At 31.1% G+C, this 23017-nt stretch carries 16 protein-coding genes; all 16 read left to right on the top strand.

Going from position 1 to position 23017, the window contains the following annotated elements; genetic code table 11:
• The first annotated feature begins 143 nt into the window (after window positions 1–143).
• Complete coding sequence (locus L3B98_RS17975; protein WP_238917763.1) at window positions 144–1109, top strand: ABC transporter permease subunit; 966 nt, start codon at window positions 144–146, stop codon at window positions 1107–1109.
• 94 nt (window positions 1110–1203) lie between these two features.
• A complete protein-coding gene (locus L3B98_RS17970; protein WP_042314968.1) occupies window positions 1204–2037 on the top strand; it encodes a carbohydrate ABC transporter permease in 834 nt (277 codons plus the stop codon).
• Between the two features lie 48 nt (window positions 2038–2085).
• Window positions 2086–3012: an alpha/beta hydrolase gene (locus L3B98_RS17965; RefSeq protein WP_238917762.1), complete on the top strand. Its 927-nt coding sequence runs from the start codon at window positions 2086–2088 to the stop codon at window positions 3010–3012.
• A 20-nt stretch (window positions 3013–3032) separates the two neighbouring features.
• Window positions 3033–4709: an ABC transporter substrate-binding protein gene (locus L3B98_RS17960; protein ID WP_238917761.1), complete on the top strand. Its 1677-nt coding sequence runs from the start codon at window positions 3033–3035 to the stop codon at window positions 4707–4709.
• Window positions 4710–5006: 297 nt separating this feature from the next.
• Entirely contained in the window at window positions 5007–7358 is a 2352-nt protein-coding gene (gene yicI / locus L3B98_RS17955; protein WP_238917760.1) for an alpha-xylosidase, read from the top strand.
• A gap of 70 nt (window positions 7359–7428) precedes the next feature.
• A complete protein-coding gene (locus L3B98_RS17950; RefSeq protein ID WP_238917759.1) occupies window positions 7429–9576 on the top strand; it encodes a glycoside hydrolase family 3 C-terminal domain-containing protein in 2148 nt (715 codons plus the stop codon).
• Window positions 9577–9781: 205 nt separating this feature from the next.
• On the top strand, window positions 9782–11551 hold the full coding sequence (locus L3B98_RS17945; RefSeq protein ID WP_238917758.1) for a histidine kinase: 1770 nt from the start codon (window positions 9782–9784) through the stop codon (window positions 11549–11551).
• A 20-nt stretch (window positions 11552–11571) separates the two neighbouring features.
• Window positions 11572–13092: a response regulator gene (locus L3B98_RS17940; protein ID WP_238917757.1), complete on the top strand. Its 1521-nt coding sequence runs from the start codon at window positions 11572–11574 to the stop codon at window positions 13090–13092.
• A gap of 194 nt (window positions 13093–13286) precedes the next feature.
• Complete coding sequence (locus L3B98_RS17935) at window positions 13287–13712, top strand: hypothetical protein (RefSeq protein ID WP_015390417.1); 426 nt, start codon at window positions 13287–13289, stop codon at window positions 13710–13712.
• Window positions 13713–14248: 536 nt separating this feature from the next.
• The gene (gene ilvN, locus L3B98_RS17930; RefSeq protein WP_015390418.1) at window positions 14249–14758 is read left to right on the top strand and encodes an acetolactate synthase small subunit; all 510 of its coding nucleotides are present in this window, start codon (window positions 14249–14251) and stop codon (window positions 14756–14758) included.
• A gap of 61 nt (window positions 14759–14819) precedes the next feature.
• Window positions 14820–16409 (top strand): citramalate synthase, encoded by a 1590-nt coding sequence (cimA, locus tag L3B98_RS17925; protein ID WP_238917756.1) that lies wholly within the window; start codon window positions 14820–14822, stop codon window positions 16407–16409.
• Window positions 16410–16416: 7 nt separating this feature from the next.
• Window positions 16417–17682, top strand: coding sequence for a 3-isopropylmalate dehydratase large subunit (gene leuC / locus L3B98_RS17920; RefSeq protein WP_238917805.1), 1266 nt, complete (start codon window positions 16417–16419; stop codon window positions 17680–17682).
• A 12-nt stretch (window positions 17683–17694) separates the two neighbouring features.
• The gene (gene leuD / locus L3B98_RS17915) at window positions 17695–18180 is read left to right on the top strand and encodes a 3-isopropylmalate dehydratase small subunit (protein ID WP_238917755.1); all 486 of its coding nucleotides are present in this window, start codon (window positions 17695–17697) and stop codon (window positions 18178–18180) included.
• A gap of 128 nt (window positions 18181–18308) precedes the next feature.
• Complete coding sequence (gene leuB / locus L3B98_RS17910) at window positions 18309–19385, top strand: 3-isopropylmalate dehydrogenase (RefSeq protein WP_015390422.1); 1077 nt, start codon at window positions 18309–18311, stop codon at window positions 19383–19385.
• 94 nt (window positions 19386–19479) lie between these two features.
• A complete protein-coding gene (gene ilvD / locus L3B98_RS17905) occupies window positions 19480–21138 on the top strand; it encodes a dihydroxy-acid dehydratase (RefSeq protein WP_015390423.1) in 1659 nt (552 codons plus the stop codon).
• Between the two features lie 192 nt (window positions 21139–21330).
• On the top strand, window positions 21331–23004 hold the full coding sequence (gene ilvB, locus L3B98_RS17900) for a biosynthetic-type acetolactate synthase large subunit (RefSeq protein WP_238917754.1): 1674 nt from the start codon (window positions 21331–21333) through the stop codon (window positions 23002–23004).
• Window positions 23005–23017: the final 13 nt, after the last annotated feature.

The raw sequence follows: 23017 nt of genomic DNA, 5'->3' as shown, positions 1-23017 counted from the left end.
TTACAATAGCAAGAAATTTACTCCAACATAATTGGGAACTCTAATTTTTATATGAAAACATATACATTTTTTCGGGTAGTTGAGTTTGAAAATCCAGATTAAAATTAATACATAAGTTAGAGAGAAAATAAGGAGGTACATAGATGCAAATTTCAAAAATTGATACAGAAATGCTACTAAAAGATAAAACTAAAAGACAGAAGAAAAATTTATGGAAATTAATAAAGAAACAAAAATTCCTAATATTTATGTCACTGCCTTTTGTGGTTTGGATAATTATTTTTAAATATATGCCATTAATCGGATGGTCGATGGCCTTTCAGGATTATAAGCCTGGTAAATCATTTTTTGATCAAACATGGACTGGATTAAAACAGTTTAAAGTATTATTCACGGAACCACAATTTTATCAATCATTAGAAAATACTATTGCTATGAGTTTGTTGGGATTAGTGTTTGGAACTATATGTGCAATAGGTTTTGCTTTGTTGTTGAATGAATTGAAAAATGTAAAATTCAAAAAGAGTGTACAAACTATTTCGTATTTACCTCATTTTATATCTTGGGTAGTAGCTGCAAGTATAATTACAAGTATGCTTGCGCCAAGTGGAATAGTCAATGAATTATTAGTAAAATTTCATATAATTAATAACCCTATAAGCTTTATGTCAGATCCAAGTTTATTTTGGGGTATAGTAACTACAGGAGATATTTGGAAGGAAATGGGATGGAATGCCATAATATATCTAGCTGCTATAACAGCTATAGATCCAGAAATGTATGATGCTGCAAAAGTTGATGGGGCAGGACGGATAAGACAGATTATTAGTATAACATTACCTTCAATAAAGCCAACGATAATAGTTTTGTTAATAATGAGTATAGGAAATTTACTGAATATAGGTTTTGAAAAACAAATGTTACTTGGAAATCCTGTTGTTGCAGATAAATCATTGGTAATAGATAAGTACGCTTTGGATTATGGTATCGGAATGTTTAGATATTCTTTTGGTACTGCAATAGGTATATTTAGGTCAATTGTTAGCATTATTTTGTTATTTTCTGCAAATAAGTTAGCAAAAAGAGCTGGAGAAGGTGCTTTGATTTAGAACATGTTGAAATAACTAACCAAAATTCATTTAAAGAGGGGGATATCCAGTGAAGAAGAAGATTAAAAGATTTGATATAGTATTAGTTATTATTATGACAATAATTGCGCTAGTAACAATATATCCATTTTTAAATGTATTAGCAATTTCATTAAATGATGCATCAGATACAGTTAAAGGTGGAATTCACATATGGCCAAGATCTCTTACAATACAGAACTACAAGGAAATTTTCGAGGGAAGTAGTAAGTTACCTCAGGGACTTTTGATATCAGTACTTAGAACTGTAGTAGGTACTATAACAGGAGTTTTAGCGAGTGCAATGGTAGCATTTGTATTAAGCAGAAGAGAATTCATATTCAATAAATTTGTTACAATATTATTTGTTTTAACAATGTATGTAAGTGGAGGATTAATACCTGAATATATGTTGATAAAAAATTTAGGATTGGTAAACAATTTTGCTGTATATATATTGCCTGGGTTAATAAGTGCTTTTAATGTAATTGTTATTAGATCATTTATTGATGGATTACCTCCAGCATTAAATGAATCAGCTATGATAGATGGTGCAAATGATTTTGTAATATTTACCAAGATAGTGCTGCCACTTTGTTTGCCGGTAATTGCAACTGTAGCCTTGTTTATAGCTGTAGGTCAATGGAACAGCTGGTTTGATACTTACCTTTATGCAAGACAAAGTGATGGTTTAACAACACTTCAATATGAACTTATGAAGGTAATGAGCACCGCAAATGCAAGTGCAAAGGTAGATCCAAACAGTGTAGCATTGCAAGCAGCCGCTGTTAATCCAGAATCAATAAAGATGGCAATAACAATGGTTGCAACTGGCCCAATATTACTTGTATATCCATTTGTACAGAAATATTTTGTAACAGGAATGACTTTAGGTGCAGTTAAAAGTTGATAATATTAGATGGGAAGTTATGTTGATTTTTATAAGGGGGAATCATAATTGTTAATTGAAAAAACTAAACTGTGGGAAGATAATGAAGAGGTTATCTTAACATCATATATTTTAGATAATTCAGAGGAAATAAAATTAAAAAAGCGCCCAGCAATAATCATTTGTCCAGGAGGAGGATTTTTATATACTTCCGATAGAGAAGCAGAACCAATAGCAATGAAATTTGCAGGAGAAGGTTATAACACTTTTGTGCTTAGATATGGAACATATTTTAATAATTCAAAATTGGATTTCAACAATCTGCCAAAGGAAATCGAAGGAAATAAGGGAGTGAAATATCCACAACCATTGTTTGATTTAGCTAAAGCAATATTGACTGTACGAGAAAATTCAGAAAGATGGTCAATAGATAGTGAGAAGATTTTTCTATGTGGATTTTCAGCTGGTGGATATGTGGCCGCTAGCCTTGGGGTGCATTGGCAAGACGAATTGTTAAAAAGAAAGTTTGATGTAGATAATGAATTATTTAAACCCAATGGTATGATATTAGGTTATCCAGTCTTAGATTATGCATTAATGAAAGAAGTTCTAGTAGAAACAAATGATAAATTTTTGCATGAATTTTGGAGGGTATCCAACGATTCCATTTTTGGAGAACCAGAGCCATCAAATGAGTATATTGAGAAATTAGCTCTTACAAATTATATAACTGAAAAAACACCCCCTACATTTATGTGGCATACGGCTAATGATGGATTAGTAAGTGTAAGAAATACACTCAATTTTGCAAATGAATTATCGAAAACTAAGATTCCGTATGAACTTCATATATTTGAAGATGGATGGCATGGCTTAGCGCTTTGTGATGAAGTTACTGCAAATGGTGATGGGCATATTAATCCAGAAGTTAAAGTTTGGTTTGACATGGCGTTAGCTTGGTTAAAAAAATATTCATTTAATATAAATAAACTGTAATAAAGAAAGAAGGACTAGACATGAAAAAAAGTAAAATTTTATCAGTAATAATTTCATTTACTTTAGTAGCAAGTTTGTTTGTTGGGTGTGGTGGAAGCTCAAAAGGAGATAAAGCGACATCGGCTAGTGGTGGAACAATGGATAAGACACCAGTAACATTAACTATGTATACTGTTGATTCAACAGAAGATATGCTTTTTGATGATGATGTAGCAAAGAAAATAACAGAACTTACAGGGGTAACCTTAAAAATATCACATCCAGTAGCAGGAGATACTCAAGCAATTCCTTTAATGATAGCGAGTGGTGATTATCCAGATTTAATTTATGCTAAAGGTGATACAGGTAAGTTAGTAGATGCAGGGGCAATTATTAAACTTGATGATTATATCGATAAGAAGGGTGATAATTTAAAGGCACTTTATGGAGATCAATTAAAGAGATTAAAATATAGTACAGAAGATCCATCTATATATACGGTTGGAACATATGGAGTACATTCAGATATATTTGATCCAAATGGAATTATGCAATTACAGCACGCTGTTTTAAAAGATTTGGGATATCCACAAATTAAGAATTTACAAGACTATGAAAATGCAATAAAAGCATATATAAAAAAATATCCTGAAATAAATGGTAAAAAAACAATTGGGATGACGCTAATGGCAAGTGATTGGAGATGGTTGATAACATGTGGAAATATAGCTAGCCAAGTAGCTGGAATACCAGATGATGGACAGTTTAAAATAGATGATGAAACTCAAAAAGCTACTTATAAATTTGAATTACCAGAAGTTAAAGAGTACTTCAAATGGTTAAATCATATGAATGCAGAAGGATTGTTAGATCCAGAATCATTTACACAAAAGGAAGACGTATATCGTGCAAAGATAACTCAAGGTAATGTTTTAGGATTAACAGATCCAAAGTGGGATTATGATACTGCAACAAAAGCATTAATTTCATCAGGAATGGATGAAAGAACATTTGCACCACTTTCAGTTACATTGGGAGATAAATATAAAGATCAAACTATGAAAGATTATGGATATAGTGGTGGCTGGGGAGTTGCTATATCTTCAACAAGTAAAAACAAAGACAGAGCTTTTGATTTTTTAAATTGGTTGGCATCAGATGAAGCTCAAGTTTTATTAAACTGGGGAGTTGAAGGAAAACATTACAAAGTTGAAAATGGTAAGAGAATTTTTTTACCAGAGATACAACAACAAAAAAATTCTGATAAGGACTTTAAAAAGAAGACTGGTATAGGGCAATATAATTATCCATTCCCAGAAAGAGGAGATGGGGCTATAGATCCAACAGGAAATTCTTATACTACTAATACTTTAGATAATTTCATTCAAAATTATAATAAGGGTGAAAAAGCTACCTTAGCAGGTTATGGAAAGAAATCTTTTGTAGAGTTTTTCCCACCAGCAAAAGATTTAGGTCAATCTAAACACGGACAAGCATGGGAATATAATATTCCAAGTGATAGTGATATGGCTATAATTCAAAAGAAAGCTGATGATTATACTCAAAAGGCTATAACTCAAGCAATTCTTGGAAGTGAATCTAATTTCGATTCAGCTTGGGATAAAATTCAACAAGATCTTAAAGCAATGAATATAGACAAACTTGATGAAGGCATGAGTAAATTAACAGTAGATAAGATTAAACTTTGGAATAATTAAATCAAAATTATGAAGTAAATAAGCTAATGAAGAGAATAGTTTACTTCATAAAAATATGAAGATTTTAATGGATGGAAGGGTGTAAATGCTTTTGGATATTCCCAATACTGAGTTGGGTTAGCAAAAATAAAACATCCTTCCATTAAAAATTTTACCTGGGTTATATAAATAATAAAGAGATAGTTTAATAAGAGTTAAGGTAAAATATATCAAATTTATTAAGTACAAGTATAATGATTTATATAGCTTTGAACATAATGAGGATAAAAATAATTTGTGTGAAGAAGGAGTGTTAATATGAAATTTAGCAACGGATGTTGGTTAAATAAAATAGGAGTTGAAACATTTAGTCCACAAGAAATCTATAACACTAAAATTGAAAAAAATCTTTTAACAATATATACGCCTTGTAGCAAAATATATAACAGAGGATGTACCCTTGGTGGACCAGTTATAACATATAAAATTACATCTCCTATGAAGAATGTTATAAGAGTAAGAGCTTATCACTATATGGGTCAGCAAGAAAAGAGTCCAAGCTTTGAAATTTATGAAGATGATGATACTAACGTTTTGATAGATGAAAATAAAGATAAGGTTTCGTTCAAATCAGGAAACCTTAGAATGGAATATGATAAAAATACAATTGAAATGAGTTTTTATAGAGGAGATAAAAAATTAACTTCTAGTAAATATAGAGGGATGGCTTATGTAAAAACTGAACCAGAAACAGCATTTCTAGAATCATCAGATAAAGGAATATACATGAGAGAACAACTGCAGTTATCTGTAGGCGAATTAGTATATGGCTTAGGTGAGAGATTTACACCATTTGTAAAGAATGGTCAGACTGTAGATGTGTGGAATGAAGATGGTGGAACAAGTACAGAACAATGTTATAAGAATATTCCATTTTATCTTACCAATAAAGGATATGGTGTATTTGTAAATCATCCAGAAAAAGTTTCTTTTGAAGTGGGATCAGAAAAAGTAACCAAGGTTCAATTTAGTGTTCCAGGAGAATGCTTAGATTACTTCATAATAAGTGGAGACTCAATGAAAGAAGTAATTGAAAATTATACAAATTTAACAGGTAAGCCAGCAATGCCACCAGCTTGGTCATTTGGATTGTGGTTATCAACTTCATTTACAACAAATTATGATGAAAAAACAGTAAATGAATTTGTAGATGGAATGAGAGAAAGAGAGATTCCATTAAGGGTATTCCATTTTGATTGTTTCTGGATGAAAGAATTTAATTGGTGTAATTTTGAATGGGATAGCAGAGTATTTCCAGATCCAAAAGGAATGTTAAAAAGATTAAAAGAAAAAGATTTAAATATCTGTGTTTGGATTAATCCTTATATAGCCCAAGAATCTAAACTATTTGAAGAAGGAAAGGAAAACGGATATCTTATTAAGAAAGCTAATGGGGATGTATGGCAATGGGATATGTGGCAGCCAGGAGTGGCCATTGTAGATTTTACAAATCCAGATGCATGTAAGTGGTATTCAGATAAATTAAAAGAATTAGTGGTAATGGGAGTTGACTGTTTTAAAACTGATTTTGGTGAACGTATACCAACTGATGTAGTTTACTTCGATGGATCAGATCCAAACAAGATGCACAATTATTATACTCAAATGTATAATAAGGTTGTTTTTGAAACAATAAAGGAAGTTAAAGGTGAAAATGATGCAATAGTATTTGCAAGATCAGCTACAGCTGGTGGACAACAGTTTCCAGTTCATTGGGGTGGTGATTGTGAATCTGATTATGAATCAATGGCTGAAAGTCTAAGAGGTGGGTTATCGCTATGTATGTCAGGATTTGGATTCTGGAGTCATGATATAGGTGGATTCGAAAGTACATCTACAGCTGACGTTTATAAGAGATGGGTTGCCTTTGGTTTATTATCTTCACATAGCAGATTACATGGAAGTACATCATACAGAGTTCCATGGGCATATGATGAAGCTGCATCAGAGGTGGTAAAATTCTTCAGTAAGCTGAAATGTAGTATAATGCCATATTTATATGAAACAGCTAATACAGTTAATGTTAAAGGGATTCCTGTAATGAGAGCTATGGTGTTAGAATTCCAAAATGATCCGGCATGTACTTATTTAGATAAACAATATATGTTGGGAGATTCTATTTTGGTAGCACCTATCTTTAATGAAGATGGAGAAGCTAAGTACTATTTGCCTGAAGGAAAATGGACTAATTTTATAACAGGTAAGCAATATGATGGTGGAAAGTGGATTAAAGAAAAACATGATTATTTGAGTATACCTATGATGGTAAAAGAAAATAGTCTTATAGCTTTAGGATATGAAAATAATGTGCCGGATTATGATTATAGAAAAGAAGTTACCATATTAGCCTATGAATTAAAGAAAAATGTTAAAGCTACTGCAAAAATTTTAGATATGGAGAGAAAAGAGAGTCTTAAGGTTGAAGTATTAAAAACTGAAAAAGCTATTAATATAGAAGCAAAGGGAACTGATAAAGGTTGGAGTATTGTTTTAAAGAATGTAGTAAATGTAACTGAAGTTTGTGGAGCAGAATATAAGATAGAAGGAAATGATACAAGGATAATAGTGAAGTCAGGAAACAGTAATATTGCATGTAAATTGGAAGGATAGGAAATATAATGAGAACATGGAAAAGCTGTTCTCATTATTCAAAAAGCATCAAATATTTAGGAGGTTAGTGATGAGTAAGGATGAATTAATAGATGAAGAAAAAATAGAGAAAATAATATCGGAATTAACACTTGAAGAGAAAGTTGCGATGTGCCATGGGAATGGTTTGTTTAGAACTGAAGGAGTAAAAAGATTAAATATACCTCCAATAAAAATGTCTGATGGCCCAATGGGAGTAAGAGCAGAATTCCCAGATGATAGCTGGATGCCAATTGGAAATTCAGATGATTATGTCACATATCTTCCATGCAATACAGCTTTAGCTTCAACTTGGAATGTTAACTTAGCCCATGAAGCAGGTAGAGTTTTAGGAAATGAAGCAAGAGGAAGAGGGAAAGATATTATACTTGGACCTGGAATTAATATTGTGAGAAGTCCTTTATGTGGACGTAATTTTGAATATATGTCTGAAGATCCATTTTTAATAAGTAAGTTAGCAGTGCCTTTTATAAAAGGAGTTCAAGAAAATAATGATGTGGCAGCTTGTGTAAAACATTTTGCAGTAAATAATCAGGAAACTGAAAGATTAAAGGTTGAAGTAAAAGTAGATGAAAGAACGTTAAAAGAAATATATCTACCAGCTTTTGAGGCAGCAGTAAAAGAGGGAAATACTTATTTAATAATGACGGCGTATAATAAGCTTTTTGGATACTATTGTTCCCACAGTGAATATTTAATAAAAGAAATATTGGAAGATGAATGGGGCTTTGATGGAGTTGTGGTATCAGATTGGGGAGCAATACATGATACTATAGAAGCTGCTACAGCAGGTATGGACATAGAAATGAACGTAACATACAATTTTGATGAATATTTTTTTGCTAACCCATTAATTAAGGCTGTAGAAGAAGGCAAAGTAAATGAAGAAGTAATTAATGAAAAAATAAGAAGAATTTTAAGATTAATGTATAAGATAAATATTTTTTCTGATGATAGAAAAAGAGGAAGGTATAATTCTCCTAAACATAGAGAAAAAACTTTAGATATTGCTAGAGAATCAATAGTTCTTCTTAAAAATGAAAATAATGTGTTACCATTAAAAGATAAGAAAATAAAGACTCTAGCAGTAATTGGTGAAAATGCAAATACAATGCACTCCAATGGGGGTGGAAGTGCTGAAATAAAAGCCTTATATGAAGTTACACCATTATTAGGAATTAAAACAAGATTAGGTGGACAAACAGAAGTTAAATATGCTAAGGGATATAGTGCTGATAAATCAGAGAAGGAAAAATTAATAGAAGAGGCTGTTGAATTAGCTAAAATATCAGATACAGTGGTTATAATAGGTGGATTAAAGCATACTGCTGAAGATATGGAATTAGAAAACAATGCACTTACGGTATCAAAGGATAAAGAAATAAAGCGTTATGTAGATAGTGAAGGATATGATAAAACAGATATGGATCTTCCATATAATCAAGATGAGCTTATTAATAGAGTATTGGAAGTTAATAAAAATGCAATTGTAGTTATGCTTAGTGGGGCACCAGTAAAAATGACTGAATGGATAGAAAATGCAGCAACTGTAGTCCAAACGTGGTATAACGGAATGGAAGGTGGTACTGCATTAGCAGAAATACTTTTTGGAGATGTTAATCCTTCAGGTAAATTACCAGTTACTTTCCCAAGAGAACTAGAAGATTCTCCAGCACATAAAATAGGAGAGTTTCCTGGCGGTGAGAAAGTTAAATATACTGAAGGGATTTTTGTTGGGTATAGATATTTTTCTACTTATGACGTAGAACCTCTATTCTGCTTTGGTCATGGACTTTCATATACAGATTTTAAATATGAGGATTTAAAAATATCAGTTAACGAAGAAGTAGCTGATGTTGATATATCAGTAGTATTTAAATTAACAAATACAGGAGATATAGAGGGAGCAGAGACTGTTCAAGTTTATGTAAAAGATGAAGAGGCATCAGTAGAAAGACCTGAAATAGAATTAAAAGGCTTTGATAAGGTGTATCTAAAAGCTGGTGAAACTAAGGAAATTGAAATTAAATTAGATAAAAAGGCGTTAGCATTTTATAGTGTAGAAGATAAAAAATGGACAATTGAAGAGGGCGCTTTTGAGATTTTTGTTGGAAGTTCTTCTGAAGATATAAGATTAAATGGTGAAATTAATTTGGAATCAAGCTATAAATTTAAATAGTAAATAGAGTATTACAATAGCTATTAAATGGAAATGCTATAGAACTTTAAAATTGTACCCAATAGAGAATGGAGTTTTTCTGTTGGGTACAATTATATATACCAGGTAGTGGATTTTTAGTTACTATGTAAAATATACGAAGTGATGTATAATGTTATAACAAATGTTTTCTAAATAATTCCATATTTGCTGGAGAGGATTAACTATGAAAAAAAATATAAGAATTATAATAAATAATATAAAAATAAAAAATAAACTAATATATACATACTTAATAGTAACCATTGCAACTGCATTAATAGTTGGAACATATTTAACAACACAAATGACAAATGTAATTGTAAATAGGGCAATAGAGAATGCAGAAAATAATTCTAATACAATTCGAAATAGATTAGAAGAAGTACTTAATTTAACAACAAAGGTATCTGATTTGGCTTATTCAGATGAAAAATTAATTTCAATTTTAAAAAATAGATATCAAACTTATGGAGAAGTTATAAATACTTATTCTAATTATCCTGTACTCAGAAATTATCTAAAATATTATAGGGAACTTTCAAGTATAACTGTATATGTAGATAATGACACAATCCTTGGAAATACTGAAATACTAAGAGTTTCAGACAAAGTAAGAAATGAAGATTGGTATAAAAAAGCTGTAAGCAATAGTGGCAAAATAGCATGGAGATATACTACAGATGAATTTACAGGACATGAATATTTATCATTAATTAGGAGTATAAAGGATAATAATGGAGTATTAGTTGGTGTGCTAGTTATAAATATTAATCCTAGTATATTAAATGATCTAATAAGTACAGAACCAGATAATAACATGATACTTTTAGATGGGGAAGTGATTTCATTAAAAAATTCTTATCAAATTGATAAGAAGCAACTACTTAAATATAATACACAATCTAATGAAATTAATGTATTAAAGACTAAATTTAATGATAAAGATAGCTATTTAATTTTAAATTCATTTAAAATAGAGAAAACACTAGAAAATAATTTTAAAGTCGTTACAGTCTTGCCTATAGTTCAAATCACAGATCAAACTAATAAGGTTATTATTAATAGTATAATTGCAATTACAGCAACCATTATATTAGCAATAATAATGATAATATATTTTTCTAAGAATATATCAAATAGAATTGATTTGTTAAGAAGAGAAATGCATAGAGTAGTTAACGGAGATTTTTATATAATGACGAAGATTGATGGCAATGATGAAATAGGACAACTATATGATGACTTGAATATTATGGTTGAAAGTATTAATAAATTAATTAATGAAGTATATCTAGGAGAAATACAAAAAGAACAACTTAAATTAAGGCAAAAAGAAGCAGAATTTAAGATGCTTGCAAATCAAATAAATCCTCACTTTTTGTATAATACATTGGAGACAATTAGAATGAAAGCCTTCTGCAATGGAGATAAGGAAATAGCTGATATAGTGAAAAAATTAGGGAAAATAATGAGAAGAAATCTTGAAGTTAGTGGTAAGGAAGTTACACTTAAATCTGAGTTGGAGCTTATAGAAGGATATCTTCAAATTCAATCCATGAGATTTGAAGGCATGGTTAGTTATGAAATGAATATAGAAGATAATATAGATACGGAGAGCTATAAAATATTACCATTGTTACTCCAACCAGTTGTAGAAAACGCATTTGTTCATGGATTAGAAGAAAAAAGAAATAAAGGTACTATTATAATTAATATATTTATAAAAGAGAAACTTTTAATAGTAAAGATTTGTGATGATGGAGTAGGAATTAAATTAGAAAGATTACAGGAAATAAATAAAAAATTAGATTGCTTTGAAGAAAATAATGGGAAAAGTATTGGGTTAATGAATGTAAACCAAAGAATAAAAATGTACTATGGAGGAGAATATGGGATGAAGATAGAAAGTGAATTTGGAAAAGGGACAATCGTCACTTTATTTCTTCCTATATAGTGAAAATGGAGGGATTTTAAATGTTGAATGTTTTAATTATAGATGATGAACCTAATGTTAGACTAGGTCTCAGAAAAATAATTCCTTGGGAGGAAAATGGGTTTAAGGTATGTGGTGAAGCACAAGATGCAGAAGATGGATATGATAAAATAATTAACTTGAAGCCTGATATGGTATTAATAGATATAAAACTTCCAGGAAAGCTTGGAACGGATGTAATTAAGGAAACTATAGAGGCTGGATTCACTGGAAAATTTATAATTATAAGTGGATATTCTAATTTTGAGTATGCTAAAACAGGAATAAAATATGGAGTTAAATCATATATCTTAAAGCCTGTTGATGAAGATGAATTAATGGATATTCTATTAAAATTAAAGAAAGAAATAGAAACTGAAAAAAGATGGGCATTAAAAAGGACGGTAGTACACTATGCTAATTTGCAAGAAATGATTTTAGATGAGAAGTATAACTTTGATAAAGAAGATGAATTAAATTCAAGTTATTATAATTATGATAGGTTTCAAGTAGCCTTAATACTTAATCAAAGAAATAAAAAAAATAATTTGTTTAATTTGGAGGAGTTTGTAAAGATACAACTTGAAAATCATGGAGATGTAGATATAGTAAAATTGGAAGACTTAATTTTAATTTTATTCAAAGGTTTTAAAGAAGAGAGGGTATTTAAGACATTAGATGCAGTAAAATCAAAATTAGATCAGGAAGTGGAAAATCCAATTTTTATAACTATAGGAACTCCAGTTAATAAGATAAATAAAATAAGAAGTGCTTATAATGAAGCAAAGGAACTTATGGAAAAGAGATTTATATTTTTGGAAAAAGGAATAATTTCAAAAGACAATATTGAATTAAATTTTAATAATGTTAAAGTGGATCTCAATGAAGTTGTTTTTAAAATATATAGTTTTGTCGAAGTTAATGATTTAGAACAAATAGAAATAGAGTTTAGAAATATTGAAGCAGCAATTATAAAAGAGGGATACTTGGAAGAGGAAATAAAAGCGTATAGTACAAGAATCTTTATAGAACTAAAAGAAAAGTTAATTAATGATTATGATTCGAGTGAAATCAAAATAATAAATAATGAAGAAATAATAAAAAACATATATAATCAATTAAGTTTGAAAAGCACAATAGATTATTTGATTAAAAATTTTACTGATATTTCAAATCAAATTGGGACAAATTCTTCAGATAATATTATAAAAAGAGTGACTGGTTATATAAATAGAAATTATTATAAGGACATAAAATTAGAAAGTTTAGCTGAAATATTTAATTACAATAGTGCGTATTTAGGAAAACTTTTTAAAAGTATTGAAGGCGAAAGTTTTAATACTTATTTAGATAAGATAAGAATAGAAAAAGCGAAGTTATTATTGGTAGATGATAATCTTAAAGTATATCAGGTTTGTGAAAAAATAGGGTATAAAAATATAGACTATTTCCATAGTAAATTTAAAAAATATGTAGGTACAAGTCCGTTAAGTTATAAAAAACAGTTTGATAAGGAAGAATAGAGTGTATAGAAAAGTTTAATTAGTAACATTTATCTATTACTTCTAACTAAAATTTATTTTAACAATAAAAATGATAATAAGAATAATTTTCAAGGAATTATTATTTAGTCATTGTAAAAAATAAAAGTAAGAACTATAACATAAAGCGAAAAATAAGAGGTTATATTCTTTAGAAGTTGGAGGTGGAATGATTAATGGATAAAGAACCTTATAATGAGTATTTAGTAGTGATGCCAAGTGGAAATTGTAAAGGATTTAATGATATAGAAGGAGCGAAAGCGTATATAAATATATACTATGAATGGAAATATGATGATGTTATTCACAAGGATGGATTTGTAGATGCGACGGAAATAGGAGGTGATCAACCTAGATTTATTGTATTTACTCAATTAGGAGCTGAGGAAGGAGCAAAATGTGAAATATACAAAACTGAAGCCTTCATTAATGCAATTAATAAGGAGTTAGTATTTGAAGATGAAAAAGAAGAAATAATTTCAAAATTATGTGAAGCCAAGGTTGAATTTAATATATATGATTATAGTTTAGATACAGTTTTAGCTGATATTCAAGAAGTTGAATATATGGAGGATTTTGGAGATTACATTAGTAGAATGTAATTTTTATATACTAATAGTATAAAATGGATATATTTAATTTATTAAAATATATTTGATAATTAATATATATAATCAAATAAATGATAAAATGATTAATAAAATAATAAAAAAATAGCTAAAAAATTAATGAATAAATAATTAAGAAGTGCTTTTTGCAAATAAAAAAACAAGAATGAAAAATATATTACGAAAATATTGACAATAGTAAAAACGGAGAGTAAAATTCTATCTAACAAGAAAACTTAATATGTCCTTACGTTAAAAAATGCTATGATGGAGACAATTGTTTAGCAGACAAGTTGCAGAGAGTCGATGGTTGGTGAGAATCGATACTTTAGCTTTAGAATTATCACTCCTGAGCAGAATCCAGAAAGAGAAGGTAAATTTCTCGAGTAAAAGATATCCGGTGTGCATCCGTTATATGCAAGGGTTTGTTGGAACCTAGTGATATTATATAAGGCGGAATATTATCCCACTTCTTATGATTCATATCATTAAGGGTGGATTTTTTTAACCATTTTTAAGGGGGGAAGTAAATGGAGAAGTATGTGTTATCAGTACTGGTAAAAAATTCATCTGGTGTTTTAAGTAGAGTTAGCGGGTTGTTTTCAAGAAGAGGCTATAATATTGAAAGCTTAACTGCAGGCAGAACGGAAGAACCATCAATTTCAAGAATGACAATTACCTTAATGGGAGATGAAAACACCTTAGAACAAGTAAAAAAGCAATTAAATAAATTAGAAGATGTAATACGAGTTGTGAATTTTAAAGCTGATGAATCAGTTTATAGGGAGTTAGTGCTAATAAAGGTAAAAGCAAATGCAGAAAATAGAGCAGCTATAAATGAAACTGTAAAAATTTTTAGAAGTAAGATAATTGATTTATCTACAGATACTTTAACAATTGAATTAACTGGGGATGAAAATAAAATATCAGCATTAATTAACCTGATGGAGGAATATGGAATTGAAGAGCTAGTTAGAACTGGGGTTACAGCACTTCAAAGGGGAGAAAAAACTATAAAGAATTCATCAGAAAACTATTAGTGAATGACTAAACTAGAAGCAAAGGCAATATAGCAATAAGAGTGGAAGGGGGATACGATAAATGAAGCAGGTCAAGATATTTGATTCTACCTTAAGAGATGGAGCGCAAGGCCAAGGAATTTCATTTTCATTAGAAGATAAAATAAAAATAGTAAAAGTGTTAGATGAGATGAATATTGATTATATAGAAGCTGGAAATCCTGGTTCAAATCCTAAGGATATGGAATTCTTTAAAAGACTTAAGGATATACAATTTAAAAATTCCAAAGTGGCGGCGTTTGGATCAACTAGAAGACCTAATATTAATGTGGAAGATGATAAGAATCTACAAGATTTATTAGCATCAGGTGCAGAGGTAATTGTTGTATTTGGAAAGTCATGGGATTTTCAAGTGACAGATATTATTAAAACATCATTGGATGAAAATATTAATATGATAAAAGATACAATTAAATATTTATGTGAAAATGGGAAAAAAGTAATTTTTGATGCTGAACATTTTTATGATGGATATAAAGCAAGAAAGAATTATGCGCTAGAAACTTTAAAGGCAGCAGAAGAAGCAGGGGCTGATGTAGTTGTGCTGTGTGATACTAATGGAGGAACTTTGCCAAAGGAGATATATGATATAACTAAGGCTGTGAAAGAGCAAATTGCAATAGAAATTGGTATTCACAGTCATGATGACATGGGAATGGCAGTGGCAAATTCAATTATGGCAGTAGAAGCAGGGGCCACTCAAGTTCAAGGTACTTTTATTGGAATAGGCGAAAGGTGTGGAAATGCTAATTTAAGTGCAATAATACCAGCATTAAAATTAAAGCTCGGCTATGAGATATTAAATAATAGAAATTTAGAAAATTTAACTAAGACTGCAAGATATATATCAGAAATATGCAATGTTACATTAGTGGATCAAAAACCTTTTGTAGGGAATTCTGCATTTGCTCATAAAGGTGGAATGCATATAGATGCAATAACCAAAGCACCAAAATCATACGAGCATATAGCGCCAGAGTTGGTTGGAAATAAAAGAAGATTTTTGGTTTCAGAAGTTAGTGGAAAAAGTACAATACTACAAGAAATACAAAAGATTTTCCCTAATATATCTAAAGATGATAATTCTGTTAAAAAGATTACAGATAGATTAAAGGAATTAGAGTATGAAGGGTATCAATTTGAAGGCGCAGAAGGGACAATTGAACTAGTTATAAGAAAAATTATTGGGAAATATAAACCTTTCTTTCAATTAAATCATTTTAAGATTATTGGTGAGCAGCCTTATGGTTCAGAAGAATTTTCATCAACAGCTGTGATAAATATTACAGTTGATGGGAAAAGTGAGATGACAGCAGCAGAAGGAGAAGGGCCTGTAAATGCACTAGATAAAGCAATAAGAAAAGCGCTTGAAGTATTTTATCCAGAGATTAAGCAAGCAAGGCTTGTGGATTATAAGGTTAGAGTTCTAGATTCAGAAAGTGCAACAGAAGCGAAGGTAAGAGTTTTAATTGAGTCAACAGATGGAATTGAAACTTGGAGTACAGTTGGGGTATCCCGAGATGTAATTCAAGCCAGTTGGATAGCATTAGTAGACTCTATAGAATATAAATTGATAAAAGATATTGAAAGAAAAGTAAAAGCATATTTTTAAGGAGATGATTAAAATGGGAATGACAATGACACAAAAAATCTTAGCAGCACATGCAGGTTTAGAAACTGTAAAGGCAGGACAATTAATAGAGGCGAATCTTGATTTAGTTTTAGGAAATGATATTACAACTCCAGTAGCTGTAAATGAATTTAAAAAGTTTGGGACAGATAAAGTTTTTAGTAAAAGTCAAATTGCAATAGTGCCTGATCACTTTACTCCTAACAAAGATATAAAAGCAGCAGAGCAAGTTAAATATATTAGAGAATTTGCTCAAAAGATGGAGATTGAGAATTTTTTTGAAGTAGGAGAAATGGGAATTGAACATTGCTTACTTCCTGAAAAAGGATTAGTTGTTGCTGGAGATGTAGTCATAGGGGCTGATTCGCACACTTGTACTTATGGTGCACTTGGCGCATTCTCAACAGGTATTGGTTCAACTGATATGGCAGCAGGTATGGCTATAGGAAAATGTTGGTTTAAAGTACCATCAGCTTTAAAATTCGTGCTTAAAAATAAACCAGCCAAGTGGATAAGTGGAAAAGATATAATATTGCATATTATTGGGATGATTGGTGTTGATGGAGCATTATACAAATCAATGGAGTTTGTGGGTGATGGATTAGAATATCTTTCAATGGATGATAGATTCACAATGGCTAACATGGCAATTGAAGCAGGAGGAAAAAACGGAATATTTCCTGTTGATGATAAAACTATTGAATACTTAAAAGAACATGCAACTAGAGAATGGAAGGTTTATGAAGCGGATGAAGATGCTGAATATGATGAAATTATTGAAATTGATTTAAGTACATTGAGACCAACAGTATCATTTCCACATCTTCCAGATAACACAAGAACAATTGACAATACAGGAGATGTAGTAGTTGATCAAGTAGTAATTGGATCTTGTACTAATGGTAGAATCTCTGATTTAAGAATAGCTAGAGATATATTAAAAGGAAAGAAAGTAAAGAAAGGAATTAGATGTATAGTGATTCCTGGAACTCAAAAGATTTACTTACAGGCTTTAGAAGAAGGAATTATTAAAGATTTAGTTGAAGCTGGTGCAGTATTCTCAACACCAACCTGTGGACCATGCTTAGGTGGACATATGGGGATTTTAGCAAAAGGTGAAAGATGTGTATCAACAACAAATAGAAATTTTGTAGGAAGAATGGGACATGTTGAATCAGAAGTATATCTTGCAAGTCCAGCTGTAGCAGCAGCATCTGCATTGACTGGAAAAATAACAGACCCAGAATTAGTCTAGGAGGTATTAGTAATGAGCGTAAAAGGAAAAGTATTTAAATATGGTGATAACGTAGATACAGATGTAATAATCCCAGCAAGATATTTAAACACATCAGATGCTAAAGAGCTTGCTGCGCATTGTATGGAAGACATAGATGTTAATTTTGTGAGAAATGTAAAAGATGGAGATATAATTGTTGCTAATAAAAATTTTGGATGTGGTTCTTCAAGAGAACATGCACCACTAGCAATTAAAACTGCTGGAGTTAGTTGTGTTATTGCATCAACTTTTGCAAGAATATTTTATAGAAATTCAATCAATATTGGATTACCAATTTTGGAATGTGAGGAAGCTGTAAAAAATATTGATGCAGGGGATGAATTAGAAGTAGATTTTTCAACAGGATTAATTAAAAATCTATCAAAAAATCAAGAATATCAAGGTGAAGCATTTCCGGAGTTTATGCAAAAAATTATCGATAATGATGGACTAATAGGATATATAAGAAATAAATAAGTAAAAATATGAATGCTTTATATTGATATAATTTTTGAATAAAGAGATAATAATAGAAGAACGTTAAATTGAGTGAATTTTCAAATAAGCAATAAGAATCAGAAAATTACAAAAGGGGGATTTTTATAATGAAATATAATGTAGCTGTAATACCAGGGGATGGAATAGGCCCTGAAGTAATAGAGGAAACAATAAAAGTTTTAAAAATTATTGGGGAGAAGTTTGGGCATAGATTTGATTATGAATATGTTCTAGCTGGAGGCTGTGCTATAGACAAAGAGGGAACACCACTTCCAGAGGAAACTTTAGAAATATGTAAAAAAAGTGATGCCGTTTTACTAGGGGCTGTTGGTGGACCAAAATGGGATGATCCTACGGCTAAAATAAGACCAGAACAAGCATTATTAGGTTTAAGAGGGGCCCTAAATCTTTATTGCAATTTAAGACCAGCGGTTTTATATGCACCATTAAAAAATGAATCACCACTTAAAGATAGCATTGTTAAAGATGGAATTGATATTTGTATAGTAAGAGAATTAACTGGTGGAATTTATTTTGGTGAAAGAGGACTAGAAACAGTTGATGGTGTAAAAAGTGCGTATGATACTGAAAGATATAATGTAAAAGAAATAACTAGAATTGCTAAAATTGGATTTGAAACAGCAATGAAGAGAAATAAGAAGCTTACAAGTGTTGATAAAGCAAATATACTAGAAAGTTCAAGACTTTGGAGAAGCGTAGTAAATGATATGGCTAAAGACTATCCAGAAGTTGAAGTAAATCATTTATATGTTGATAATGCAGCAATGCAATTGGTTAAGGACCCAAATCAATTTGACGTAATTGTAACTTCAAATATATTTGGAGATATATTATCAGATGAAGCTAGCATGGTAACTGGATCAATAGGAATGTTGCCTTCAGCATCTCTTGGAGAAGGAACATTAGGAATGTATGAACCAATTCATGGAAGTGCACCTGATATAGCAGGGAAAGGAATCGCTAATCCTTTAGCAACAATTCTTTCAGCAGCTATGATGCTTAGATACAGCTTTTCATTAGATGAGGAAGCTAAGGTTATTGAAAACGCAGTGTTAGCAGTGCTTGAAGATGGCTATAGGACTGGAGATATAATGACAGAAGGAAAGAAAAAAGTTGGAACAGTTGAAATGGGGAAATTAGTTTGTAAAAAAATAGAAGCATAATTGGCAATTATTATTGAAATGGAGAAAATACTGAAGAGTTTTTTCAAAAACATGGTTGCTGAGCATAAAATCAATTAAATAGGAGGAATATAGCGTGAGAAGCGACATTATGAAATTGGGTCCTACTAGGGCGCCACAAAGATCCTTGTTAAAAGCATCAGGATTAACTGATGAAGAAATAGAAAGACCACTAATTGGAATTGTTTCTGCACAAAATGATATAATTCCAGGTCATATTAATTTAGATAAAATTGTTGAAGCAGTAAAAAAGGGTGTTTTAATGAGTGGTGGAACTCCACTTGTATTCCCTGCTATTGGTGTATGTGATGGAATAGCAATGGGGCATGAAGGAATGAAATATTCTTTAGTTACTAGAGAACTTATTGCAGATTCGATAGAATGTATGGCTAAAGCACATGCATTTGATGCTTTAGTATTTGTACCAAACTGTGACAAGATAGTCCCTGGAATGGTAATGGGGGCTCTAAGAGTTAATATTCCATCAGTTGTAGTAAGCGGTGGTGCTATGCTTGGAGGAAAACATAAAAATAAAAGTATTTCCCTTACAACTATGTTTGAAGCTGTTGGTGCATATGAAAATGGAACAATGGATGAAAAGGAATTGTGTGATTTAGAAAATTGTGCATGTCCAACTTGTGGCTCATGTTCGGGAATGTTTACTGCAAATTCGATGAACTGTTTATGTGAAGTATTAGGAATTGCATTACCAGGGAACGGAACAATTCCAGCAGTATTTTCAGAGAGAATAAGACTTGCCAAAAAAGCTGGTATGGCCGTTATGGAAATGCTTAAAAAAGATATTAAGCCAAGAGATATAATCAATGAGAGAAGTATTCAGAATGCATTAAAAGCTGATATGGCACTTGGATGTTCAACTAATAGTGTTCTTCATATAACTGCAATAGCAAACGAGGCAAAGGTTGAAATGAATTTAGATATTATAAATGATTTATCAGCGAAGACTCCAGACCTATGTAAATTAGCTCCAGCATCTGATGTTCAAATTGAAGAATTATATGCTGCTGGTGGGATTTCAGCAGTACTTAATGAACTTTCTAAGAAAAATGTTTTAGATTTAGATTGTATGACGGTTACAGGAAAGACTGTTGGAGAAAATATTAAGGGAGCTCAAGTTAAGGATTATGAAGTAATTAGACCAATTGATAATCCTTTTAGCCAAACTGGAGGAATCGCAATTCTTAGAGGTAATTTAGCTAAAGATGGAGCTGTTGTAAAAAGAGCAGCAGTTTTGCCTGAAATGTTAGCACATGAAGGTCCTGCTAAAGTATTTAATTCTGAAGAAGAAGCTTTAGAAGCTATATTTGGAAAGAAAATAGTTTCAGGGGATGTTGTTGTTATAAGATATGAAGGACCAAAAGGTGGCCCAGGAATGAGGGAAATGCTTCAAGCAACAGCAGCCGTTGCAGGGATGGGACTTGATTCATCAGTAGCTTTAATAACTGATGGAAGATTCAGTGGTGCAACAAGAGGAGCTTCTATTGGGCATGTTTCACCAGAAGCAGCTGATGGAGGAGTTATTGGATTAGTTGAAAATGGGGATATTATTTCAATTGACATAAATAATGCAAAACTTGAATTAATGGTTTCCGAGGAAGTATTAGAAGAAAGAAGAAAGAAGTTTAAACCACTAGAGCCAAAAGTTAAAGAAGGATATCTAGCTAGATATGCTAAACTTGTAAGCTCAGCGGCAGAAGGAGCAATTCTTAAGTAGTTATGAGTTAAGAGTTGAGGAATTACTTTTGTAATTTTATGAAGAGTATGATTGCTGAAAGAGTGCGAAGCACGACTAAAAAACTAAATTACAGAAATTTCGAAGAAATTTCCTCCGCAACTGTAAATTGCCCACAGGATATCCTAAAGGGCATAAACTGATAACTGTAAACTGAATAAAGGGGGGAATACAATGTTGTTAACAGGGGCTGAAATCTTAATAAAGTCATTGCTTGATGAAGGAGTAGAGACTATATTTGGATACCCAGGAGGCGCTGTATTAAATATATATGACGAACTATATAAATATAAAGATAAGCTTCACCATGTCTTAACTTGCCATGAGCAAGGAGCAGCACATGCGGCTGATGGATATGCAAGAGCTACAGGTAAAGTCGGAGTATGCCTTGCAACTTCAGGTCCAGGGGCAACTAATTTAGTAACAGGAATTGCTACAGCATATATGGATTCAGTTCCAATGGTAGCTATTACAGGAAATGTAGCTAAGCCGTTACTTGGAAAGGACAGCTTTCAGGAGGTTGATATAACTGGAATTACAATGCCTATAACGAAGCATAATTATATTGTAAGGGATGTTAATAAACTTCAAGAAGTAATTAGAGAGGCTTTCTATATAGCACAAGAAGGCAGGCCAGGACCTGTATTAATAGATATTCCTAAGGATGTTACAGCTGAGAAGACTCAATATACAAAACTTATTCCTAAAGAAGTAATTAGAAAAGCAGATTATATTACTGATAAAGCTTTACAAGAAGCAATAGAATTAATAAATCAAAGCAAAAGACCTTTTATTTATGCTGGTGGAGGTATAAGAATTTCAGGAGCAACTCAGGAATTAATAAATTTTGCAGAAAAAATAAAAGCACCTGTATCAACATCACTTATGTGTATGGCTGAATTTCCTAATGATCATGAACTTTATACAGGGATGATAGGAATGCATGGGACAAAAGCATCAAATATAGCAGCAACTAAATGTGATTTGTTAATAACACTTGGAGCTAGGTTTAGTGACAGGGTTATTAGTAATCAAAATCATATTAAGAATGCTAAGGTATTACAAATTGACGTAGATCCAGCAGAAATAAATAAAAATGTAAAAGTTGATACCTGTATTGTAGGAGATTTGAAGGTTGCACTAGATAAATTAACTCCATTAATTGATGAAAAGAAAAATGAAGAATGGATAAGTTTAGTTAGTAGCTTAAAAGAAGATATGAAAATACCTTCAACTGATGAACTAAATCCAGAATTGCTTTTTGATAAATTAAACAAATTAAATGACAATAATTTTATAATATCAACTGAAGTTGGGCAACATCAAATGTGGTCAGCGCAATATTTTAAATTTAAAGCTGAAAGAAGCTTCATTACTTCAGGTGGTCTTGGAACTATGGGATATGGACTTGGGGCAGCAATTGGAGCACAAATTGGCAGACCAGACAAAAGGGTTATAAACATTGCTGGTGATGGTAGTTTTGGAATGAACTGTAATGAGTTAGCTACAGCTGTTAAAAATAGACTTCCATTAATACAAGTGATAATGAATAATAACTGTTTAGGGATGGTTAGACAATGGCAAAATTTCTTCTATGAAGGAAGATATTCTGAAACAACGTTGGATAGACCAACAGATTATGTTAAGCTTGCTGAAGCTTTTGGAGCCAAAGCATTTAGAATAACTAAAGTAGAAGAGATAGATGAGGTTTTGAGAAAAGCTCTGGACTCGAATGAACCAGTTCTTATAGATTATATGATAAATACAGATAAAAAAGTTTTTCCTATGGTTGCACCTGGTGCACCAATTAATCAAATAATAAGTGAAGAAGATATTAATAATAATTAGGAGGGTCATTAAA

Origin of the sequence: Clostridium sp. YIM B02555 (genome assembly GCF_022320955.1) — a bacterium.
GTDB lineage: Bacteria > Bacillota > Clostridia > Clostridiales > Clostridiaceae > Clostridium > Clostridium saccharoperbutylacetonicum.
The sequence above is the reverse complement of the archived record's forward strand: the minus strand, read 5'-3'. Positions and strand labels throughout refer to the sequence as shown.